The organism is Rossellomorea sp. GCM10028870 (genome assembly GCF_042666755.1).
In the GTDB taxonomy this organism is placed as follows: Bacteria; Bacillota; Bacilli; order Bacillales; family Bacillaceae_B; genus Rossellomorea.
In genome coordinates this window covers 221,980-242,015 of the sequence record NZ_JBHTGN010000004.1, presented here as the reverse complement: position 1 = coordinate 242,015, position 20,036 = coordinate 221,980, and the positions used below count along the sequence as shown (strand labels likewise).

Below are 20,036 nucleotides of genomic sequence, written 5' to 3'. Positions count from 1 at the left end.
TATAGGGAAAGTCAATCCAATTATAGATTGAAATTTGTAGCAGGAATTTCAATTCTATCTATTGAATATAGTAATTGGTATTTTTGCTGGGAGTGATCATAAATGAATCAGCTGGTCAAGGCTTTCACCAAGTCTATTCTCGCAGGAGACGTGCATTCATTAATGGAATTACATTCGTCTTCTATTCACTCAAAAATAGATAATTTTACTTTTTACGAGAAAATCATAAAACCATCTATGTATAGAATTGGTGATCTTTGGGAGAAGAATCAAATTACCGTTGCAGATGAGCATCTGGCTACTGCAACTCTTAAATATTTACTTGCTACCGTATTTACCCATCAAGAAGCTTTAGAAAACCACCCTAAAGCTCTTTTATTTTGTATAGAGGGTGAACATCACAGTCTGGGGTTGGAGCTTGCTAACGAAGTATTCAAAGAAAAGCAATGGAATACTCGTTACTTAGGAGCCAATGTCCCTGTCAAAGATGCATTGACCTTCATTAATGCTTGGAAACCTCATGCCATTGGAATATCCATCGGTATGACAACGGAACTAACTCGATTGAAAGAGTGCATCGAAGAGATTAGAGAGCATAATCAAGAAGTTGAAATTCTAGTTGGGGGCCGATTGATTTCAAACTATACCCTCGATTTTCTGGAGAAACCACAGGTAGAAAGCTTTAATGACTTGTTAGAGCTCAATGCGTATCTGACAGATATGTCTGAACAGCTTGTCTTCCAGAAAGGCTAACTCCTTAATCCTAAATAGCCAAACATAATAAGGTTCACTGAATGTTATCCCACATGAAACCTTCTCTGTAGCGAGGAACGGGGCAATGACGTCCATTAACCTGCCCAAAGGAGTGATCATGTGGAAAACCTGCATTTATGCCCGATTCCTTATTTACTATTGGATAGGCAATTTAATTTAATTGATGCTTCCAATACAGGGTACGACCTTTTAAAGCCCGGGGAAAACTTCATGTCTATTATAGAAGAAGAAAGTTCCCCAAAGTTCGCTCGGATTATTCATAAAAATCCCTTCGGTGAAATTGAATTGAACCTGAAGAAAAACAGCACATTTGAACTGTTCGATATTTTTTATCAGTTTTCAGATATGCAGCAATATTTCCATGTAGCGGTCATTTCAAAAGATGATCAGTATAAGAAAGTGTCAGATCAAATGAATGGCTTATTTGACCTCATGGGTAAATCCACGTATCCACGAAAAGAACCGAATTTGACAGAAGTATTGGCTAAAGTATCTTCTCTTTATTTGAAGCTTTCAAATACTTCTGATTGGAATCGACAAGAAATTATGGATAAAATAAAAGAGATAGAAAATCACCTTCAACAAAATGTGAAGTGATAAAAAAAATTTTATAGGAGATTGGAGAAGACGACATGACATTATTAACGAACATACTTGATTACAACCAACAGTTTGTACAAGAACAATCGTACGAAGAGTACAGAACAACCAAGTTTCCAGACAAACGCTTAGTCATTCTTACTTGTATGGATACCCGTCTAGTGGAGCTTCTGCCTAAATCCATGAACATGAAAAATGGCGACGTGAAAATCGTTAAAAACGCCGGTGCGGTAGTGAGTCACCCATTCGGTAGTATCATGCGCAGCCTCCTCGTTGCGGTGTATGAGCTTCAAGCCGACGAAGTACTCGTAATCGGTCACCATGACTGCGGCATGAGCGCCATTGACAGCCACAAAATCCTGGACAAAATGAAGGACCGTGGGATTCCAGAAGAAACACTCGACACCGTCAACTACTCCGGCATCGACCTCCACGACTGGCTGAAAGGCTTCAGCTCAGTACAGGAAAGCGTCGCCCACAGCGTCGACATGATCAAAAACCATCCATTGATGGATAAAAAGATTCCTGTCCACGGACTTGTCATCAGTCCTGAAACAGGGAAACTTGATTTGGTAGTAGAAGGATACTAAGAAAAGCAGAAGGGCTTTGCCCAGAGGCGACAAGCATTACCCAAAAATCCCTGAAGGCGAATTTGCCTTCAGGGATTTTTTTAGAGGGACGGACCTCCAATTTTCACAAAAGCCCGTCCCTATAGCATTCTTGCCAATTGATTATAATTTAAAGTGCGCCTCCAGAGAAATTCTTCAACTCCTTCAGAATTGGCATCTTCTCCATTTCGTCTTCGGTTACGTGGTCCCATTCGATGCCGTGTGGTTTTGGGTATGGAGTGCGGGTTTCTGTAATGCCTTCTTCGGTGATGATCCAGTCGACGGCCAGGTCATAGGAATCTCTTGGGATGTCGTCACCTACAAGCTGCTCACTGTTAATGGTGGTGATGACCGGCACTGGTTTGTTTCCGATTTCACGCAGGATGGCATATTCACGATCGGCATATCCCTCTCCTTTTCCAAGCCTTCTCCCATCACGATGAATCGCAACGGAACCTACGACGATTAGGTCAATGGGAGGTATGTCCGTGAGCGGCACGACTTGACCGTAAGAGTTCATATGCTTGATACTCGCTGCCTTTTTCTCTTCTCCCCGGGGCACCCATTCAGGCTTAATCATGACAAATCCGTCCTTCAAGCGCGGTGTTGGAATGAGCAAGGTTTTCCCGTCTTTCAACACAGTTGCCCGAAGTGGAAGCTGCGGTGCATCTGGGTTTACTTTTACCACTTGAGCATCCTTGTAAATATCCATACTCTGAACAAACTCGGCTGCCTTTTCTGCCCCTTTGAAATTCGGAATCCGGCCAACTAACGGAAATGGAAACCGGCCTAATTTATTTTCCGTCAACCGATTCCATACTTTATGCCTGATTTCATCTTTCTCAATCATACTTTTGCTTTCCCCCTTTTTTTCAAATCGATAGAACTAAAACTTTTTCAGTATCATTATACAAAATACTGGAATGATTAAAACAGGCGCAATACACTATCTTTATCCATTCCCGGGCTTGCATTATCCACCTTGAATGCAACATTTTCCGTCTCTTTAACCTCTTTTTCAGATCTTACCTATTATTCTTCTCGAGAACAGACCTTTTCCTCCCCTACATCATTCTCATCATCACAAGCATGTTCTCTCCCCACTCTCATAAAATAATGTATATAGGGAGGGATTGGATGAAGGTAGCTCGGGCACGACTTTCAGACTTAGAAGGAATTGTGGACCTTTTTAATTCTTATCGTATGTTTTATCATCAAGTGACAGATAGGTCTGCAGCAAAACGGTATCTTGAAGAACGATTATCACGGGATGAATCTGTCATTTTTGTTGCGGTCGAAAAAGAAAGTTATGTAGGCTTCACACAGTTGTACCCTTCTTTCTCCTCTATTTACATGGAGCGGATATGGAAACTGAACGACCTCTATGTTTCTCAAGAAGCACGAAATCAAGGGGCCGGACAGATATTATTAGACGCTGCCAAAGAGTACGCTGAGCAAACCAATGCAAAGTCGCTTATTTTGGAAACCGACCGGGACAATGTTCATGCCCAGGCATTGTATGAAAAGAATGGTTATATAAAGGAAGAGACCGTGTATCACTACACTCTTCCCTTGAAGTGAAAAGGTTGCCGGAGTTCAATCGACTTGGCTCAATTTATAGGTTCACACAAAAAAAGAACCGGGCGTTCAACCCGGTTCTTTCGTCTATGCTGTAGCTTCTTTTGATGAGACATTCCTTACACTTTCTTTGTTTGGTGTTTTTTTGATTTTTGGTACTGGAATGAAATAACTGCTAAATGGAACCTGCTGGATAAGTCGGATCAATCCTACACAAATTACTAACACGGCGACAAATGTTACTGGCAAATACATCATATTCCACGTAGAAGCAGGTAAATAAATTTTCATCAAGTGAAGAACAAAGGGGTGAATCAGGTATATCCCCATAGAATACTTTCCTAATAACGTCAGAGGCTTTTTCAAAACACTCCAATGAGAAAGTAAAGGATACATTCCAATTGTAGCAATGCTTAATAGAGGTATATTTAATAAATTACTTGCTCTTCTGTTGGTCAGATCTCCATTGAGTGTATACTCTACGATTGCTCCTGCTGTTATGAGTAATGATAAGGCTAACATCATCCAAGGAAAGTCTGTTGCAAAATCCCTAATATCCTCCCAGAAGAAGGCCAATAGTCCACCGAATGAGAAATAGAAAATCCATAACGGCATAAATGATTTACTTGCCATAAAGTTTCCGATAAATCCTTCAATTCCAGGGTCAAACCCGATCATATTATAACTGATAAAAAATGAGATGACGGTTAATATAATCAATCCCATTTTCGTTCTGAATACTTTTTGCAGAATAGGAAAGATAAAATAAAATTGAACGATAATAGCAATAAAATAGAGATGATAGAAGTGACCGCCTGTAAAGATCTTCACAAGTTCTGTCTTTATTGCTCCAATCTGTTGATTATCAAAATAATAGAGCAAGAAACGATAGACCAAGCTCCATAGTATCAATGGCATAATGATTTTTGATATTCTGGAAGTGACAAATTTATTAAAGGAATACGTGTTTCTTTTTACTTGATAGAATAATAGAAAACCGGCAATCACAACAAATATAGGCGTTCCAAAACGACCTACTTGATTTAAGAAGTATGAAAACCAATTAAACGTATTATCATTCATGGAGTAATAAGTAGCTGATACGTGAACTCCTAAAACAGCTAAACAAGCAAATGCTCTTAAAAAATGTATTTCAAAGAGGTATTTTTTCTTTTTTGTTGACACAGTCTCTCCCCTTTCTTGCTGACAATAACATAGGTAATTGTAATAGAATCAGGCATGAAAATCCCTGTACAAATTTAAAAGGCAACTTTGGTTCTAATTTCGTTTGGAATACTTTCATACCACAATACCTTCAAGGAATCCTTTGTAATCAGGGTTAAATCTATTTAAATTAAAATAGTTGTGCATTATCATTTACTAAAATAAGAACAATGTCTTATAGGGTACACTAGCCATTTTTCAACAAATAACGACAAATTTCAACATCAACTTACTTGAAGAAGAGGAAATAACTGGATTATATACACTTCTAACTCCAAATAAAATAAAACCGCTTGATCACTCAAAGCGGTTAATACCTAAATCCACGACCCCCGACACCGATTCCTCCCACACCGATCCCCCTGACACGTAACCCTTGTCTGGAGCTTCATATATTGATAAAGAAGAAAGGCATGCCTTCCTTTTTGAGTCTCCGGATTGATTTCGTTCTTAAGTCTTCTCATGAACATCCGATCACACCGGCAACTTGGACCGTATTGCTCATAGCATAGATCATGGGCTTTACATGCTGCGTCAACTGAATTGATGGGGGCACCGGGGCCGCTGCATCCCGGTCCGCACCATTTGTATCCTGGGAACACACACAGATTCGGACCTGTCTTATTTCTTCTCATACCCTTCGTCCTTTCTACTCACTTTACACATTCATACGTTTTGTTTCTTGCATGAAGGGAAATACACTTCATGTAAGCAAAATATATTACTTTATTGTATGTTCATGATTTGGTTAGGTTTGTCCTAACGCCTATCTGACTAGAAAGAAAACAAATAGGAGGAATGAATAATGGCAACTTTTCAATTAAATGATACGGTACCAAATTTCACGCTCCCGGCAGTTTCAGGTGAGACGTTCTCGTTCGAGGACCATCAAAAAGAACATCAAAGCTGGCATCTTATCGTTTTCTTCAGGGGCTCATGGTGCCCGGTATGTCAGGAAGAGTTAAGAGAACTTCAAGCAAACAAAGAGGATTTTGAAAAACATAATGTTCACATAGTTGCGATTTCCAGTGATAAACTGGAGGACTTACAAGAGTTTGCGAACAAAGAGGATTTAACATTTCCGGTTTTAGCCGACGAAAAACTAGAGGCTATCAAAGCTTATGATGTGTTCTATCACGATGAGGATGCCCCTTATGAGGATCACGGACAGCATGGTGAACCGGCTTACTTCCTTGTGAACGAAAAAGGACAAACCATGTACCAGCAAAGACAAACGAGCCCCTTTGGCCGTCCACACGCGAATGAACTGAGAAAAATCGTGAAGTATATTCAAAAGAACGTTAAATGATATCTGAAGAGGGACGGACCTTGATGTTACTCATCAAGGTCCGTCCCTCTTCTTAATGCACGTTCTAAACTTTTCTGCGCTTCTGCAACTGTATGAGGCTGCTCTTCATGATAGCCATAAAGAAGCAGAACAACGTTTGTGCAGATGGCTTTGAACCGGGCATATTCCAACTCAACTTCCTCTACCTCGCCATATTCTTTAAAAAACAACTCCCGTCCCGCGGGATTGAGATAACTGTACGCGAGGTTAAGATCAATGGCTCGATGGCCAATATGAACGTCACCCCAATCCAGAATCCCTGATAAGATTCCATTCTCATTCACAACCATATTTTTAAAATGAAGGTCGCCATGAACCAGTGTGGTTTCTGATGGTAATGGCTTTATTGGTACGTATTTAAGATAGTCTTTTAACTTTCCAGCCTGGAAAAAAAGGTTTAGTTCTATGATTTCCTGAATGTTTTTCTCCAAAGCAGGGATTCGTTTTTCAACATCTAAACGATTCAATTCATCATAAGGTACTCCCCGTTTCAAGGCCTCTGAAACATCCGTCAGATGAAGTTTCTTTAGAAACCATGCCAACTTAAGGGCTGACTCCCCTTCTCTAACTACCCCACTTGCTCGGGATGGAATCGTTCCTTCGACATACCGGTAGCCTAGAAAAGGCCATTTGTATTGAGGGGAAGACTCTCCAAAAAAGGTCGGAACCGGAATTCGGAGTCCGAGATTCTTTGCATCGAGCAGCGGTAAGAGCTTTCCTTCTGTTTCTAAAAGCTTCACGGCGATTTCCCGTCGTGGAAATCGAAAGACCCAACTACTGTTTACATTCATGACCGTGTTATCGAATCCATAGTCAATGATGTCAATTTTTGCTGGATGAAGTTCCGGGAATTGATTCTCGATTAATGCTTTTGCCTGTTCAATGGTGACAGCGACCTCCGCATCCCAACTATTCGCCACATTCACCCCACCTTTCTCAAGTGTTATTCTTTGTAGAACCTAAACTCCATGTGATAAGTTTCAAGTAATCGGAAAATATATTCTAGCTTAAATTACGGGGAGGAATCATGATGTTACCTGAAAAGCAGCAACAAATTCAATTAGTCGCCCGTCCTGAAGGAATGCCTGTTAAAGAGGATTTCAACTTTAAAGAGATTGAAGTTCCTAAACCATCCGAAGGTCAAGTATTAGTCAAGACTCTTTATCTTTCCGTGGATCCTTATATGCGGGGCAGAATGTCTGATGCCAAGTCGTATGTAGAACCATTCCAATTGAACGAAGCGTTGGCTGGCGGAGCCGTTGGAGAAGTCGTTGAGTCAGAATCCGGACACTTCCAAAAAGGAGATTTCGTTGTAGGAATGCTGCCATGGCAGGAGTATTCCCTTGCAGACGAAAAGCAGATCCGCTCAATCGATCCTGAAGTCGCTCCTATTTCTACTCACCTTAGTATACTGGGAATGACTGGATTGACCGCTTATTTCGGACTCCTTGACATCGGTCAACCGAAAGAAGGCGAAACCGTGGTTGTATCCGGTGCTGCAGGTGCAGTCGGCTCTGTAGTTGGACAAATCGCCAAAATCAAAGGAGCCCGTGTCGTCGGGATTGCAGGTTCGGATGAAAAAGTAAGCTATCTGACAGATACGCTTGGATTCGACGAAGGAATCAACTACAAAACAACGGACAACATCTATACTGCGTTAAAAGAAGCGTGTCCAAACGGCATCGATGTGTATTTCGAAAACGTTGGTGGTGAAATTGGTGACGCTGCCCTTAGTTTACTAAATAAGCATGCACGCGTACCAGTATGCGGAGCGATTTCTTCTTATAACAAAACGGATCGTGACCTGGGCCCCCGCGTACAAACCAGATTAATCAAATCAAGCGCACTCATGAAAGGCTTTGTCGTCAACGACTACAATGACCGCTTCAAAGAAGGGGCAACAGAACTCGGCCAATGGCTTTCCCAAGGAAAACTCCAATACGAAGAAACCATCACAGAAGGCTTAGAAAACGTAACCGACGCCTTCCTCGGACTCTTCCAAGGCAAAAACATCGGCAAACAACTCGTCAAAATCGCAGAATCAAGCAAGTAGCCCTTCTGAGGGACGGACCTCCATTTTTACTCAAATCCTATTAAATCAGCGTTTCGATTGAAGGATTGAGTGGATGAGGTCCGTCCCTCTAATCATTTTATCTCCAAAACCGAACCCACAAACTCACTTAGCCCCCTTTGTATTCAGATTTCAGAGGTTAATATATGAGTGATTGAGGTCCCTCGCACATCCCCATGTTTATCCCTCCCCATTGAACGGGAAAAGGAGGAGATATGATAAGAAAGAGTTCTACAAGGAGGAGTAATCGTGAAGAAGTATCAGATGTATATTAATGGTGAGTTTGTGGATAGTACGTCGAAGGATACGCTGGACGTGATCAATCCTGCGAATGAGGAGACGATTTCTTCCATTCAGATGGGGACGGAAGAGGATGTGAATCACGCGATTGATGCTGCTCATTCTACTTTTCTTTCGTGGGAGAAGGTCCCTTCCAAGGAGCGTGCTTCCTATTTATATAAAATAGCCGATAAGCTGGAGGAACGGAAAGACCAATTTGTTCAAATGCTGACAGAAGAAAACGGGAAAACGTTGGATGCCTCTGAGGGTGAGCTCGATTTTGCCATCGAGTATTTCCGGTACATGGCGGGTTGGGCGTTAAGATATGAAGGTGAAATCCTTGAAAGTGAGCGCTCGAATGAAAACATCCTTGTTTACAAAAAACCGATCGGTGTCGTAGCAGGAATCGTACCGTGGAACTTTCCGATGTTCATCCTCGCCAGGAAAGTTGCCCCTGCGATTGTGACAGGTTGTACGATTGTAATGAAACCAAGTCAATACACGCCAAATACCGCATGTGAGTTTGCTAAGATCATAGACGAAGTCGGATTGCCAAAAGGAGTCTTCAACCTGGTAACGGGTAAAGGGTCCGATATCGGAAACCCAATGTCCAGCCATCCTAAAATACGCATGGTATCCATGACGGGAAGCTACCCGGCTGGTTCAAAAGTGATGGAGGCCGCATCGAAGTCCATTACAAAAGTAAACCTGGAGCTTGGGGGGAAGGCACCTGCCATCGTCACCAAGCATGCAAATATTGATCTTGCCGTTGAAAAGATCAAAACGTCGAGAATCACCAACTCCGGGCAGGCATGCACGAACGCAGAACGAGTGTATGTCCACGAGGATATAGCAGAGGAATTCATAAGCAAAATGACCGAAGCGATGAAAAATACGACTGTCGGAGATCCGACAAACCGGGATAACGACATCGGACCTCTTGTGAATAAAGATCGACTTGACACCGTAACTGAAATGGTTAATACAGCCGTTGAAAAAGGAGCAAAAATCCTTACCGGCGGGAAACCGCTCAATATGGATAAAGGTTTCTACTACGAGCCTACCATTCTCGTAGATGTAAAACAGGATATGGAGATTATTCAGGAAGAGATCTTTGGACCGGTCCTTCCAATTATGACATACAAGGATTTTGATGAAGTCATCGAGCTTGCCAACGATACTGAATATGGTCTTTCTTCATCCATCTTCAGTGAAAATCTTCATGAGATCATGAGAGCCTCCAATGAACTTCGATATGGCGAAACCTTTGTCAATCGGGAAAATTTCGAAGCCATCAATGGTTTCCACGCTGGTCGAGGTCAATCCGGAATCGGCGGAGCAGATGGAAAACACGGCCTTAACGAATACCTGGAAACTCATGTTGTTTATCTTGAGTATGATGAAAATTATAAAGGATAACAACTAAAAGAAAAGCCTGCCCGCTTTATTCCTAAAAGCGGGCAGGCTATTTCAATGGAGAGTTTCGCCCAACAAAAAAAGCCCTGCTAAGCGTACAGGACTTTTCCGATCACAACAATATGATTAGGCTAGGATAAAGAAATTTGCTAAAGCGAGTAATAATAGAATAATGGCAACTCCGGAACTCATCCAAAGAATATCGTTAAAATCCATTTTCAAATCGGCTAATTTGTCCTTGTTTAGCAACGAACTTCACTCCCTTGAAGATTTTCAATAAATCCGATGACTTTAAAAATTGAAAGGTCCAATTTAGGATCTGTAGATGTTGAACAATGTGAGCACTCGATTTGGTTGACATTCATCGATGAACGGAATTCATTCTCACAATGTGTGCACTCCAGAATATGTAAATCCTTTTCCTTACCCTTTCGATCAAATTGAATACGCTCTCTACCCTGGTTAATATAGCTCACTTTATTCTCTCCCGTCGTGTGTTATTTAGTACATATTTACCCGATGGAAAGAACATAAAACATGATTTATCTGATTTCTTTAAGAAAATGGCTTCAAAAGCATATTGGAGATTTTATAGAAGGAACCTACAATCGAAAAAAAAGCAACCAGTCCCGGCTGGTTGCTACAATCGTTTCTCCATAAAATACTGACTTTGGCCCTTAGGAAAATCTTTAAGGACACCAAATTCCTTATACCCTAATTTTTGATAAAAATGAGGGGCCTGAAAGCTGAATGTATCTAATATAACGAGATGGCATCCCTTCTCCCTGGCGTGCTCTTCTATCCTGTGAATCAGTTTGGAGCCGTACCCTCCATGCCGATAGTCATCTGCCACCCACAGATAATCAATATGGAGATGATGCCAGAACATTTCTCCGACCACTCCGCCAACGATTTCATCTTCATCGTTTCTCATAACAAAACTGATTTGCTCCAGGGGTGTCTTTGTCTGCTCATCTACTTGTGACATATTGTATTCGATTAATTTCTTACGTATGTAATCGCTATCTTCCTGGACCCACTGCTTCTCTATATTCATTGGTTCTCCTCCCTTATCCCCTCCTATTTTTTCCTATAAAATCCCTTTCGTCAATTCCTTTTTTTACAAAATGATGTTTAAGAGGGGTCTCTACCGTTTATATGAAAAGTAAGCATTTTATAAGGAGGAATTACATGCCTTTCAAAAAAACACTGAGCGTACTGGAAAACTTGTACTTACAAAAACCTGATAAATTATTGACTGTATACTTGAATACGGACCGCAGCGATCCCGATCAACAGGGAGGCGAATGGAAAATCGCCCTCAAAAACGGATTCAACCGCCTGGAAGAATACCTTGAAAGTGCTCCCGAGGAAAAAGAAAGGCTTCAATCGATCCGTCCGAAAGTAGAAAACTATGTATATAGTTTAGAACGTGAACTGCCAAGAAGCTTTATCATCTTCGCCTCAGCAGATAGCGGTATTTGGGAAACCTTCGAACTTCAAGTACCCGTTGAAACGAATTTCTATTGGGAGGAGAACCCTCATCTGGATCAATTAAAATCCCTGCATAAAGATTATCCTTACACAGGACTCGTGCTTCTTCAGCAAAATCAAATCAAAATCCTCACCTCTGCCTTTGGAGAGATTCAGTCCAGCGAATTTATGGAGTTCGATTTAGAAACAGATGATTGGCGAAAGCATGAAGGTCCTCACCACGCAGACGTCAGCATGGGAAGCGGCGGCGGAAAAGCCAATCAGCAGGAAGAATTCGAAAATCGCCTCAAGGCCAACCAACAACGCTGGTGGAAAAGCCTCGGCAGCATCCTGGACAAAAAGGCCGCCGATGAAAAATGGGAACGAATCGTCCTCGTCGGGGATAAAGAAGAAGCCGCTGTATTGGAAGATAGCATGAATAAAGAGGTTCACGAAACAATCGGTAAAAACTTGCTGAATGAGAATGAACATAAGGTTATAGAGAAACTTCTGGCATAATCGTAGAGCCCACCTTCTTAGAATGAGAAGGCGGGCTCTATTGGTTAGAGAACAAGTTAGGTGAGAGTTGCTTTCCGCTGGGTATTTCGAACTGCCATTTCCGGGATTTCCATGCCATATTTTTCATTATATATGCCATTCTATATACATAGACAAATTCAGCCCAATGCCCTCCTCCACCAATCTTCCCCTCCCCCAAAAACAATTCCCTCAAACAGGCACACGCCCCCCATTCATTCATACACTGAAATAAGGAGGTGTGTGTCCGTGCTTTCACGAATTAAATGGTTGTCCTTTTCAATCGAATTGTTTTTAGCTGTTCCTATCTTTGGCAATATTGCTGGAGATGCTATCCCTTTTCTCCTGTGTTTAGTGGCTCTGTGGCATGCGAGCGTGTTGTATATCTCAAGATCAGAAGATCAGCCGATCCTTGGAAGTGCCCTTGGTATCCTTGCTTCCTTCTTAAACTTCTTCCCGGTCATCCGATTGATTGCCCATGCGATCACTGCAATTGTACTTATTTTTGAAATTCAGAAGGCTCCGGGGATGGAGTAAATACTGGCACCAACGGAATAACGGATGATTCTCCCATGAGAACCATCCGTTTTCATTTATAAAACCCATCCCACATCTTCACATTTTTATTCTCCAACCCTTACTGCACAACCCCACCAGCATTCACATACCTCGCGTTAAACTCCTGCAGGAATTGATTCGTGATGGCATCATCATGGATGATAAGCATGTTTTCATCATTCACATTATTACCGTTTTCACTCCAGTTGGTCGATCCTACGATGACGGTCGGGTCGCTGTTTGTGCCGGCATCAATGAGCATGGTTTTGGCATGGAGCTTCCGGCTTTCATTTGCCTGGTACACGGGTGCAGGGTTTGCCCAGCGCGTGTTTGGATTGTTAGTGCTCGTTTGCGTAGCCGTTCTTCCTGTCATTTCAATGCTCGCCGACCACCATTGATTCCAGAAGCTTGCATCGAATAGACCTTTCACATCAAAGCCTGTCAGCGCCCCCTGGTTATCCACATAGCTACCTTCCCACTTGTTCTTTAATTCGTCCACAAGGGCCTGGTCGCTCCAAGCGAAAATCGTAAAGTAGGCATTTTCATCTGCCTCTGTTTTTACAAGTTCTGTCATACGTCCAACGGCATCGTCCCCGGATGAGAAATATACTTCCACCCTATCCCCTCCGATCGTCACCGTATGAGGCGTGTTATCTACTTTCCGTGTGCTAAAGTTGGATACCGTGTTATTTGGCGTCGTGGTTCCACTTCCCCACATTTCGTCAAACTCTGTCTTATAAATAGAAGCGAGTTCCGGAGAGTGAACCTCCACGACATGCTGCTGGTTTCCGTCGAGGATCCCCTGGTTCATGTTTTCCTCAGAACCATATAAGCCTGTTACGGTGAAATTCCAACTTCCTGTGAAGACCCACTTTCCATCTACCACGGCAAATTTATTATGCATTTGATTCCCAGGAGAATAATAGTTGTCCGTTCCTTTCAATTCTCCTTCTACAAACATATAGCCCGTTGTCACCGTGCTGCCAACCGCCACGTTTCGCTCTGGGAAATCACTGAAGCTTGCAGGTAAATTATAAGCTGCCCGCTTCACGGTATCTTCGACTACAAACATAGGGGAATCTGATAAGATATGAGCGTCATCCGCTGATCCCACTACTCCATCCTGACCTCGGACAAGCTTTTCCAAGTATAGACGCATGGTTTCATAGCGTTCAGCGTAATGAGGATCCGATCCATCCTTGGCATCAGCCAGGATTCGAACGTCCACACCTTGTGCTGCTTTTGCCATCAGCGTATCGACCACTCTGGGCAAATTGATTTCATAAGTGGCAAAGTCAATTGACGTGGTTGCTTCATTCAAACGTTCAATGAGACGATCTTCTAGGTTCACGTTGTAGTTTGCTTCGTTGCCCGGCATTGCGTATTGAGTGGAGGCGCTTTTGTTGAAATAAACGTTGATGGCTCCAAGTTCCTCGCTTACATTCGTGAGGGATTCGCTGCCATTACTGCTTGGAGCCGGTGAGTTAGCTGCTTTAGGAGTACCAAATCCACCTTCATAGGAAGCCGTTGCTGTGCTCCAGTTGGCCGGATCCGTACCGCTGATAGAACGGTCGTTTCGTTCCATCGTGGCTTTCGTGGTGTTGTCACCAGCGTACCAGCTGTTCACTTCATCGATGATGGAGCCGGAGGTATCTTTCAAATACAGAACTTCATTGGAATTCCCAAGGCTTCCTGTATAGATTTGATCCGCTGCGACATTTGAAATCGTTCCATCACTCGTTCTTTCCAAAAGAAAATAGTCGTTTGGCGATACTGTACCGCTTAACCCGATACTCGGTGATCCATCCTGGGCTCCAAGCACCCATCCATCTATGGATAGATCTGATGAGGTTGTATTGTGCAATTCAATCCATTCATTGTTATAGGATCCCGTTGTCCCCATCCAGGCCACTTCATTGATGACAGCAGACCCGGGTGCGGCCGCCATACTCTTGTCCATATATTCCTGAGGCTGGATGAAACCTCCAGTAAGTAAAAACAATATACTGACAATTGATAAAGATATCTTTTTCGTCCTCATACCCTTTCCCCTTTCAATGCAAATAACAAATATATTTATATGATTACAGTACAAGTATATTTTGTCGCATTTTGTAATGTAATGGGATAATGGACACTATTTTTCTAATTATTTTGTAAATTACGTTTAGTGATTGTAAACCTCTATCACCATTATCCTACTATATTTAATTAATTTTCTATGTCATTATCTAATTTCTTGAAAGATTGCTTTAATAGCCACAAGGAATCTTTATCAGGTATAAAGTCCTTGTCATCTGACAAATAAAAAAACAGCAAAGCCCTCTCCAGACTCTGCTGCTTTCTACCATTCAAATTCCCACTCTTCGCTTAATGCCAGGTATAAAAGGAGAAGGGTATCCTCAAGCTCCTCATAGGTTTTATCCTGTATTTCTAATCCCAGTTTCGGATAGAGGATCAGAGCAAGCTTTTTGGTTAATTGGTTTCGTTCTGAAAGGGGGAGCTGAACGAATCGGTTACTGTACGTTTTAATCAGATTCCATTCTTTCGCACCGAGCTGCTTTAATTCCCACTCTTCCACCGTTAAATCCTCTTTCCTCAAGCCGCGTCGGCGGATTTCCTTCACGATGGCTTTTTCTTTTCGTTTCCCTTTGACGCGTCGCTCATGAACAACGATGGTTCCGGCTACAAGATCCCCCACCCTCTTATGTTTAGAATGAAGGAAGATCATGACCATACCTATGAAATAGGAAACAGGAAGCATATCGATGATTCTTAATAGATTGCGAATAAAACAGGATAAGAGAGTAACACTGTGTCCGTTTTCCTGCATCACCCGGATTCCCAATAATCGCTTCCCTACCGTCTTTCCACCCCAGAAGAATTCTAAAGCAAAGAAATACCCCCAGTTGAGAAAGAAGATGGCGATGATGGCGATCCCCCACAGTGTCGAGTTGATTTCCAACATACTAAATATGCCATTATTCCCCGACGTCACAAAAAACAGGAGCACAAGGATCAGGATGTTTACGATTGTTAACAGCAGCTGATCAATCATCAGGGCTGCAGCCCTGCTCCCTAAACCTGCAGGCTGAAATTGCAGGGAAACATATTCGGGGGTTCTAATATCGACTTGTTCTTCATGCATTACAATCCCCTCCCTTATGGATGAATTTACCTTTAATGGTTTCTATTTTTTTCTTAACTTACTATAATAAGAGATAAGAAATCAATAGAACAAGTAGGTGTCAAAATGAACGTGAAGCAATTCGTTAAACAGCACCGGGACGACTGGAAGCAGTTAGAAGATCTCCTCGGGACTCTTCGCAAGAGGAAGAACACAACGGGTCCTGCCATTGATCAATTCAACCGTCTTTATCAAAAGGCTGCCCAGAATTTATCGTACAGTCAGACCTATTTTCCCGGTGAAGAAGTAACCGATTATTTGAACGGCCTCGTATCAAAGTCTCACAATCTATTATATAAAGACCAAATCTCAAGTGGAAAACAAATTAGACATTTTTTCTCCACTACCTTTATCGGATTACTGCTTGAACAGTGGAAGTTCGTTGTAACGGCGATGCTTTTATTTACGATCGGTGCACTCGGTGCCTTCATTTCTGTCGTGAATGACCCTCTTCATCTTTATTCCATTTTACCCCCTGAGATGTCTCAAGGGGTGGATCCCCCTAATCTGGGAAAAAGTGACGGAAAGGTGGATTCTTCACTTATGTCGGCTGCCATTATGACCAATAACATCAAAGTCGCCTTCCTTGCCTTTGCCGGCGGGGTGACATTTGGTCTTTTGACTGTCTATATGCTTGTGTACAATGGAATCATTGTAGGTGCCCTGGCCGCTGTCTTCTGGCACCAGGGTATGAGCTATGAATTCTGGGCTTACATCGTCCCCCATGGAATGATCGAGCTTACAGCCATCTTCATTGCAGGCGGTGCGGGACTCTTAATGGGCTATAAGCTCTTTGTACCTGGACGATTCACACGAGGCTACCAATTAAAGCAGCAAGCGAAACGATCCGTCCAGCTGCTCCTCGGAACGGTACCCCTGTTTGTGATCGCCGGGATCATCGAAGGATTCATAACGCCTGCTGCCATACCGCTACTCGCAAAATATATGGTTGCCTTTTTAACGGTTATCGGTCTGATTCTCTATATGACGATCGGAAGGCTTCGGCTAAAGGCAAGCCTACAGTAACCCTCGATTCATCATATCAATATAGTACGAAACAGCCGTAGCGGCCAGTTTCTCTTCACGGGCCTCCACCATCAGGAGGCCCTGTTTTTCCCACTTGGCTTTCTCCCTTTTCTTCACGAGCATCTGCTTCTGGGCCATACTCTTCATCATCGCCTGCTCTGAATCAACAGGCTCTGTCTTGATCCTCTTGACCAACGTTTCGTCTTCTATCCCAATCGTTAAAAAGAGATGCTGTTTCCGCAGGCGCTGTAAATAAAACAGGGCACTGTCTTCATGAAGAAATGTGTGTACATCACTAAATAATAACAGCAGACTTCTTTTCTTTTGAACCGTCTGTACATAATGAAGAACTGCTGCATAATTGGATTCGGCTGCGTCTACCTTCAAATTATAAATGCGGTGAAGGATCGTTTGCAGATGCGCCATCCCTTTTGCCGGAGGGATATATACCTTAACACCTTTACTGAAAGCAAGGACAGACACATAGTCCCCGTTTTGAAGGGCTGCTGCCGTCACGGTCAGGGCCGCCTCCAGGGATTTTTCCAACCGGTTTGCTTTTTTCATTTCTGCTCCCATCATTCTTCCGCAATCGATGAGAATCGTGATGTACTTCCCATGCTCAGGTTCATATTCATTGGTCATCACTTCACGAAGCTTAGCGGTTTGACGCCAGTTAATCTTTCTGGGATCGTCCCCGAGTACATAATTTCTAATCTTGGAGAATTCTCCGGCACCGCTTTGCTGCTTACGGATCTTTACCCCTTCATACAGTAAGAATTGCTGTGCACTCTCCAATACTTTCTTCGTTTCAGTGAGATCCGGAATGACTTTCACCCCATCCTGGAGCTCCATTGTTTTTTGTTTTTCCCATAACCCGAGGGAGCTTCGATAGCGAAGATACAGCTTCGTCAGGTTATAGTCTCCTCTTACCGGTGTCACCACATCATAGGTAAGGGTCCCGGCTGAATCCTGTTCAAGCTTCCCTTCTAAGGGAAAGGATGTTTGAAAGCTTTGAGGGGTACCATCCAGGATCCGAAACTCCATTTCACGGTTAGATCTGTTTATGATTTCCAGATCGACGAGATAATCAAGTCCCCTTTCCATTTGATCAGGGATACTGCGCTTGATGTCTACTTCCTTTTTGGGTGGCGATAGGGTCAGGTCAATGAGACTCACGACGATAAATAAGCCGTTCATTATAAAAATCATCGTCCATGATAGTCCAATAAACGTTCCTGCCAGAAGGATACCGGAAAATAGAAGGTACGAGATCAATAACTTCGCAGTCGGCAATATTCCCTTATCTTGGAACAGGAATCGACCCAACAAGCTCTTGGATGACTTGGTCAATGGTCACTCCCTCCAATTCTACATGCGGGGATAGTTGTATGCGGTGTCTTAGGGCCGGTCTTGCGACGATCTTGATATCATCCGGTGTGACATAATCACGCCCTGACAGATAGGCCCACGCACGTCCAGCTTTCCCAATCGAAATCGCTGCCCTTGTACTTGCCCCGAAGCGGATCGACTCCGTTTCACGGGTCTTTCTCACAATCTGCATAATATAATCCAGCACCGCGTCACTAAGTGTGACCTCGTCGATTTCCCTTCTGATGGAAAGGAAGGTTTCAATGTCTAGAACCGCTCCCACTTCACTTGAATCATAATGATTCTCAATCACTTGTTTTAAAACGCTTTTCTCTTCCTCAAAGGAAGGAAAGTCAATGTCGAGCTTAAAGAGGAATCGATCCTGCTGTGCTTCAGGCAGTGGGTAGGTTCCTTCAAATTCAATCGGATTCTGGGTGGCCACCACAAAAAATACCTCTTCAAGTGGATACGTTGATCCTTGAATCGTCACCTGCTTTTCTTCCATGGCTTCAAGCAGGGCCGCTTGGGTTTTGGCCGGTGTCCGGTTGATTTCATCGGCTAATAATACATTCGTGAAAATCGGCCCTTTGATCGTCTGGAAGCTGCTATCCTTCATGTTGTAAATCGTACTTCCCGTGATATCGCTCGGTAACAGATCCGGTGTGAATTGAATCCGGTTAAAGCTTCCCCCGAGCAACCTGGAAAGAGTCTTCACCATCTGGGTTTTCCCAGTGCCGGGTACTCCTTCAATCAGCACATGCCCTCCTGCTAGGATGGAAGATAACAAGAGTTTGAGATTCGTGCTCTGTCCTACTATACGCTCTTCATATTTCTCCATTAAGGATGTGATTTCTGGTTTCAACGATCCTCCACCTCTTTCCTGAATAGTTCGATCTTTTTCGACCACAGTACGTATTCCTGTTTACTGATGCGCTCTTTTTCTAATACAACCCTTATTCCTGATAAAAACGAATCGATTTCTTTTTTAGAAACGGTGGTTAATTTTCTTTCCAACGTCCCGTTCAATTCCGACCATTCCTTGCTTGTCGGGATCCCCCACCGTTCTTGGAACAGAACTCTGACATACTCGGCTTGAATCACTAAGGATTCTTTGTATTGGCGCCCTTTTAAGTACCAGGCTGAAAGCGCCTTGATTCGCTCATCACTGAATCGGACCGTCTCTTCTCTTGGAACAAGAATACTTCCAAACCGCTTGCCCCGCATCCAGAGCCATAGGATGGTGAAGATCAGTAATTGAAGTAAAATAAGCAGCAGCCACTGGGGATAAAGTGAAGCCAGGGTCGCCTGACTCTCCCCTCCGTGAAGATATTCATCGATGAGGATCGTTTTCCGGGCAGCGAGACCGCTTTCTAATAGACTGAGAATCAGCGGTAGATGATCCCTATCAAGGATATTCCCGTTCATCACCCAGCCCGGTGAAGTAGAGACAATCAATTGACCCTTACCCATAGGAGAGCTGTAGGCAATCGTCCCCTCCCGATCATCTAATAAGATGGTATCTTCATCCGTCGTTTCCAGTCTTATGTCCGATAAAATATCCGTTTGATATGTATTCCCTTTTCCATCACGTATAAGAGGATTATCGAGCCCTTCCCCTAATAGGACCGTCTTTGCGCCAAACATTCCTTTTGGATTATCTTTTAATAATAGTATGGTATTGCCTGCCCTCATGAAACTCTCGTAAGCTTCCATTTCTTCTTGCTCAGGGATTGAAAAAGGTTCTACCATAATCAGTAATTGATCAGATTCAGTTGCAGGCAGCCCATCTGGTGAAAAAGACCACCGTTGTATAGACGCACCTTCGTTTTCCAAATAGGTATAGAGGGCTTTGATTCCTGACGGGGATGGAGACTCGGAAACATAAGCTGGATACTCCTTAGGCTTTTCAGGAGAAAGAAATACACCGATGATGATAAATAAGCTTAAAAGTGTGGTGAGCCAGACCCACGCCTTTCTATTTGTTTTCAA

At 43.0% G+C, this 20,036-nt stretch carries 21 protein-coding genes; 10 read left to right on the top strand and 11 right to left on the bottom strand.

The features are described from left to right. Positions 1-102 precede the first annotated feature (102 nt). The 3 genes from ACFQWC_RS17445 to ACFQWC_RS17435 all read left to right on the top strand — a co-directional run bounded on the left by ACFQWC_RS17445 (position 103) and on the right by ACFQWC_RS17435 (position 1,964). Complete coding sequence (locus ACFQWC_RS17445; RefSeq protein WP_299741552.1) at positions 103-753, top strand: cobalamin B12-binding domain-containing protein; 651 nt, start codon at positions 103-105, stop codon at positions 751-753. 120 nt (positions 754-873) lie between these two features. Next, positions 874-1,371 carry a hypothetical protein gene (locus ACFQWC_RS17440; protein ID WP_299741550.1) on the top strand — a complete coding sequence of 166 codons (498 nt, stop codon included), beginning with the start codon at positions 874-876 and terminating at the stop codon, positions 1,369-1,371. 35 nt (positions 1,372-1,406) lie between these two features. Beyond that, entirely contained in the window at positions 1,407-1,964 is a 558-nt protein-coding gene (locus ACFQWC_RS17435) for a beta-class carbonic anhydrase (RefSeq protein WP_299741549.1), read from the top strand. A gap of 148 nt (positions 1,965-2,112) precedes the next feature. On the opposite strand, the gene ACFQWC_RS17430 is transcribed toward ACFQWC_RS17435, so the two are convergent. Further along, positions 2,113-2,832, bottom strand: coding sequence for a 5-formyltetrahydrofolate cyclo-ligase (locus ACFQWC_RS17430; protein WP_299741547.1), 720 nt, complete (start codon positions 2,830-2,832; stop codon positions 2,113-2,115). 287 nt (positions 2,833-3,119) lie between these two features. Between ACFQWC_RS17430 and ACFQWC_RS17425 the strand changes: the two genes are divergently transcribed. After that, positions 3,120-3,563, top strand: coding sequence for a GNAT family N-acetyltransferase (locus ACFQWC_RS17425; protein ID WP_377108696.1), 444 nt, complete (start codon positions 3,120-3,122; stop codon positions 3,561-3,563). Between the two features lie 84 nt (positions 3,564-3,647). Here ACFQWC_RS17425 and ACFQWC_RS17420 read toward each other — a convergent pair whose 3' ends face one another. Further along, positions 3,648-4,745, bottom strand: a complete 1,098-nt coding sequence (locus ACFQWC_RS17420; RefSeq protein ID WP_377108694.1) for an acyltransferase — start codon at positions 4,743-4,745, stop codon at positions 3,648-3,650. Positions 4,746-5,101: 356 nt separating this feature from the next. Further along, positions 5,102-5,419, bottom strand: a complete 318-nt coding sequence (locus ACFQWC_RS17415; RefSeq protein WP_299741541.1) for a phospholipase — start codon at positions 5,417-5,419, stop codon at positions 5,102-5,104. A gap of 170 nt (positions 5,420-5,589) precedes the next feature. On the opposite strand from ACFQWC_RS17415, the gene ACFQWC_RS17410 reads away from it, so the two are divergent. Continuing rightward, a complete protein-coding gene (locus ACFQWC_RS17410) occupies positions 5,590-6,093 on the top strand; it encodes a peroxiredoxin family protein (RefSeq protein ID WP_377108692.1) in 504 nt (167 codons plus the stop codon). Positions 6,094-6,119: 26 nt separating this feature from the next. On the opposite strand, the gene ACFQWC_RS17405 is transcribed toward ACFQWC_RS17410, so the two are convergent. Further along, complete coding sequence (locus tag ACFQWC_RS17405) at positions 6,120-7,052, bottom strand: phosphotransferase (RefSeq protein ID WP_299741537.1); 933 nt, start codon at positions 7,050-7,052, stop codon at positions 6,120-6,122. Positions 7,053-7,162: 110 nt separating this feature from the next. Between ACFQWC_RS17405 and ACFQWC_RS17400 the strand changes: the two genes are divergently transcribed. Continuing rightward, the gene (locus tag ACFQWC_RS17400) at positions 7,163-8,185 is read left to right on the top strand and encodes an NADP-dependent oxidoreductase (RefSeq protein ID WP_299742641.1); all 1,023 of its coding nucleotides are present in this window, start codon (positions 7,163-7,165) and stop codon (positions 8,183-8,185) included. Positions 8,186-8,452: 267 nt separating this feature from the next. Further along, positions 8,453-9,901 carry an aldehyde dehydrogenase gene (aldA, locus tag ACFQWC_RS17395; RefSeq protein WP_377108689.1) on the top strand — a complete coding sequence of 483 codons (1,449 nt, stop codon included), beginning with the start codon at positions 8,453-8,455 and terminating at the stop codon, positions 9,899-9,901. 239 nt (positions 9,902-10,140) lie between these two features. Here the strand turns inward: aldA and ACFQWC_RS17390 are convergent, their stop codons facing one another. Beyond that, the gene (locus ACFQWC_RS17390; protein WP_377108687.1) at positions 10,141-10,374 is read right to left on the bottom strand and encodes a hypothetical protein; all 234 of its coding nucleotides are present in this window, start codon (positions 10,372-10,374) and stop codon (positions 10,141-10,143) included. 164 nt (positions 10,375-10,538) lie between these two features. Further along, positions 10,539-10,955 (bottom strand): GNAT family N-acetyltransferase, encoded by a 417-nt coding sequence (locus ACFQWC_RS17385; protein WP_299741532.1) that lies wholly within the window; start codon positions 10,953-10,955, stop codon positions 10,539-10,541. A gap of 134 nt (positions 10,956-11,089) precedes the next feature. Here ACFQWC_RS17385 and ACFQWC_RS17380 point away from each other — a divergent pair, with 134 nt between their 5' ends. Continuing rightward, complete coding sequence (locus ACFQWC_RS17380) at positions 11,090-11,890, top strand: VLRF1 family aeRF1-type release factor (protein ID WP_377108685.1); 801 nt, start codon at positions 11,090-11,092, stop codon at positions 11,888-11,890. 267 nt (positions 11,891-12,157) lie between these two features. Continuing rightward, the gene (locus tag ACFQWC_RS17375; protein ID WP_044339178.1) at positions 12,158-12,445 is read left to right on the top strand and encodes a hypothetical protein; all 288 of its coding nucleotides are present in this window, start codon (positions 12,158-12,160) and stop codon (positions 12,443-12,445) included. A gap of 100 nt (positions 12,446-12,545) precedes the next feature. On the opposite strand, the gene ACFQWC_RS17370 is transcribed toward ACFQWC_RS17375, so the two are convergent. Further along, entirely contained in the window at positions 12,546-14,507 is a 1,962-nt protein-coding gene (locus tag ACFQWC_RS17370; protein WP_377108682.1) for a phospholipase D-like domain-containing protein, read from the bottom strand. 303 nt (positions 14,508-14,810) lie between these two features. After that, positions 14,811-15,614 carry an RDD family protein gene (locus tag ACFQWC_RS17365; RefSeq protein ID WP_299741524.1) on the bottom strand — a complete coding sequence of 268 codons (804 nt, stop codon included), beginning with the start codon at positions 15,612-15,614 and terminating at the stop codon, positions 14,811-14,813. A gap of 105 nt (positions 15,615-15,719) precedes the next feature. Between ACFQWC_RS17365 and ACFQWC_RS17360 the strand changes: the two genes are divergently transcribed. After that, entirely contained in the window at positions 15,720-16,679 is a 960-nt protein-coding gene (locus tag ACFQWC_RS17360; protein WP_377108680.1) for a stage II sporulation protein M, read from the top strand. Here ACFQWC_RS17360 and ACFQWC_RS17355 read toward each other — a convergent pair. From ACFQWC_RS17355 to ACFQWC_RS17345, 3 genes are read right to left on the bottom strand one after another with little or no spacing between them, the layout of a single operon-like run. After that, entirely contained in the window at positions 16,671-18,029 is a 1,359-nt protein-coding gene (locus tag ACFQWC_RS17355; RefSeq protein ID WP_299741521.1) for a DUF58 domain-containing protein, read from the bottom strand. The genes ACFQWC_RS17360 and ACFQWC_RS17355 overlap by 9 nt on opposite strands. Further along, positions 17,980-18,909: an AAA family ATPase gene (locus tag ACFQWC_RS17350; protein ID WP_299741519.1), complete on the bottom strand. Its 930-nt coding sequence runs from the start codon at positions 18,907-18,909 to the stop codon at positions 17,980-17,982. Before ACFQWC_RS17350 ends, ACFQWC_RS17355 begins: the two co-directional genes overlap by 50 nt. Next, positions 18,906-20,036, bottom strand: a complete 1,131-nt coding sequence (locus ACFQWC_RS17345) for a DUF4350 domain-containing protein (protein WP_299741518.1) — start codon at positions 20,034-20,036, stop codon at positions 18,906-18,908. The genes ACFQWC_RS17350 and ACFQWC_RS17345 overlap by 4 nt, the downstream gene beginning before the upstream one ends.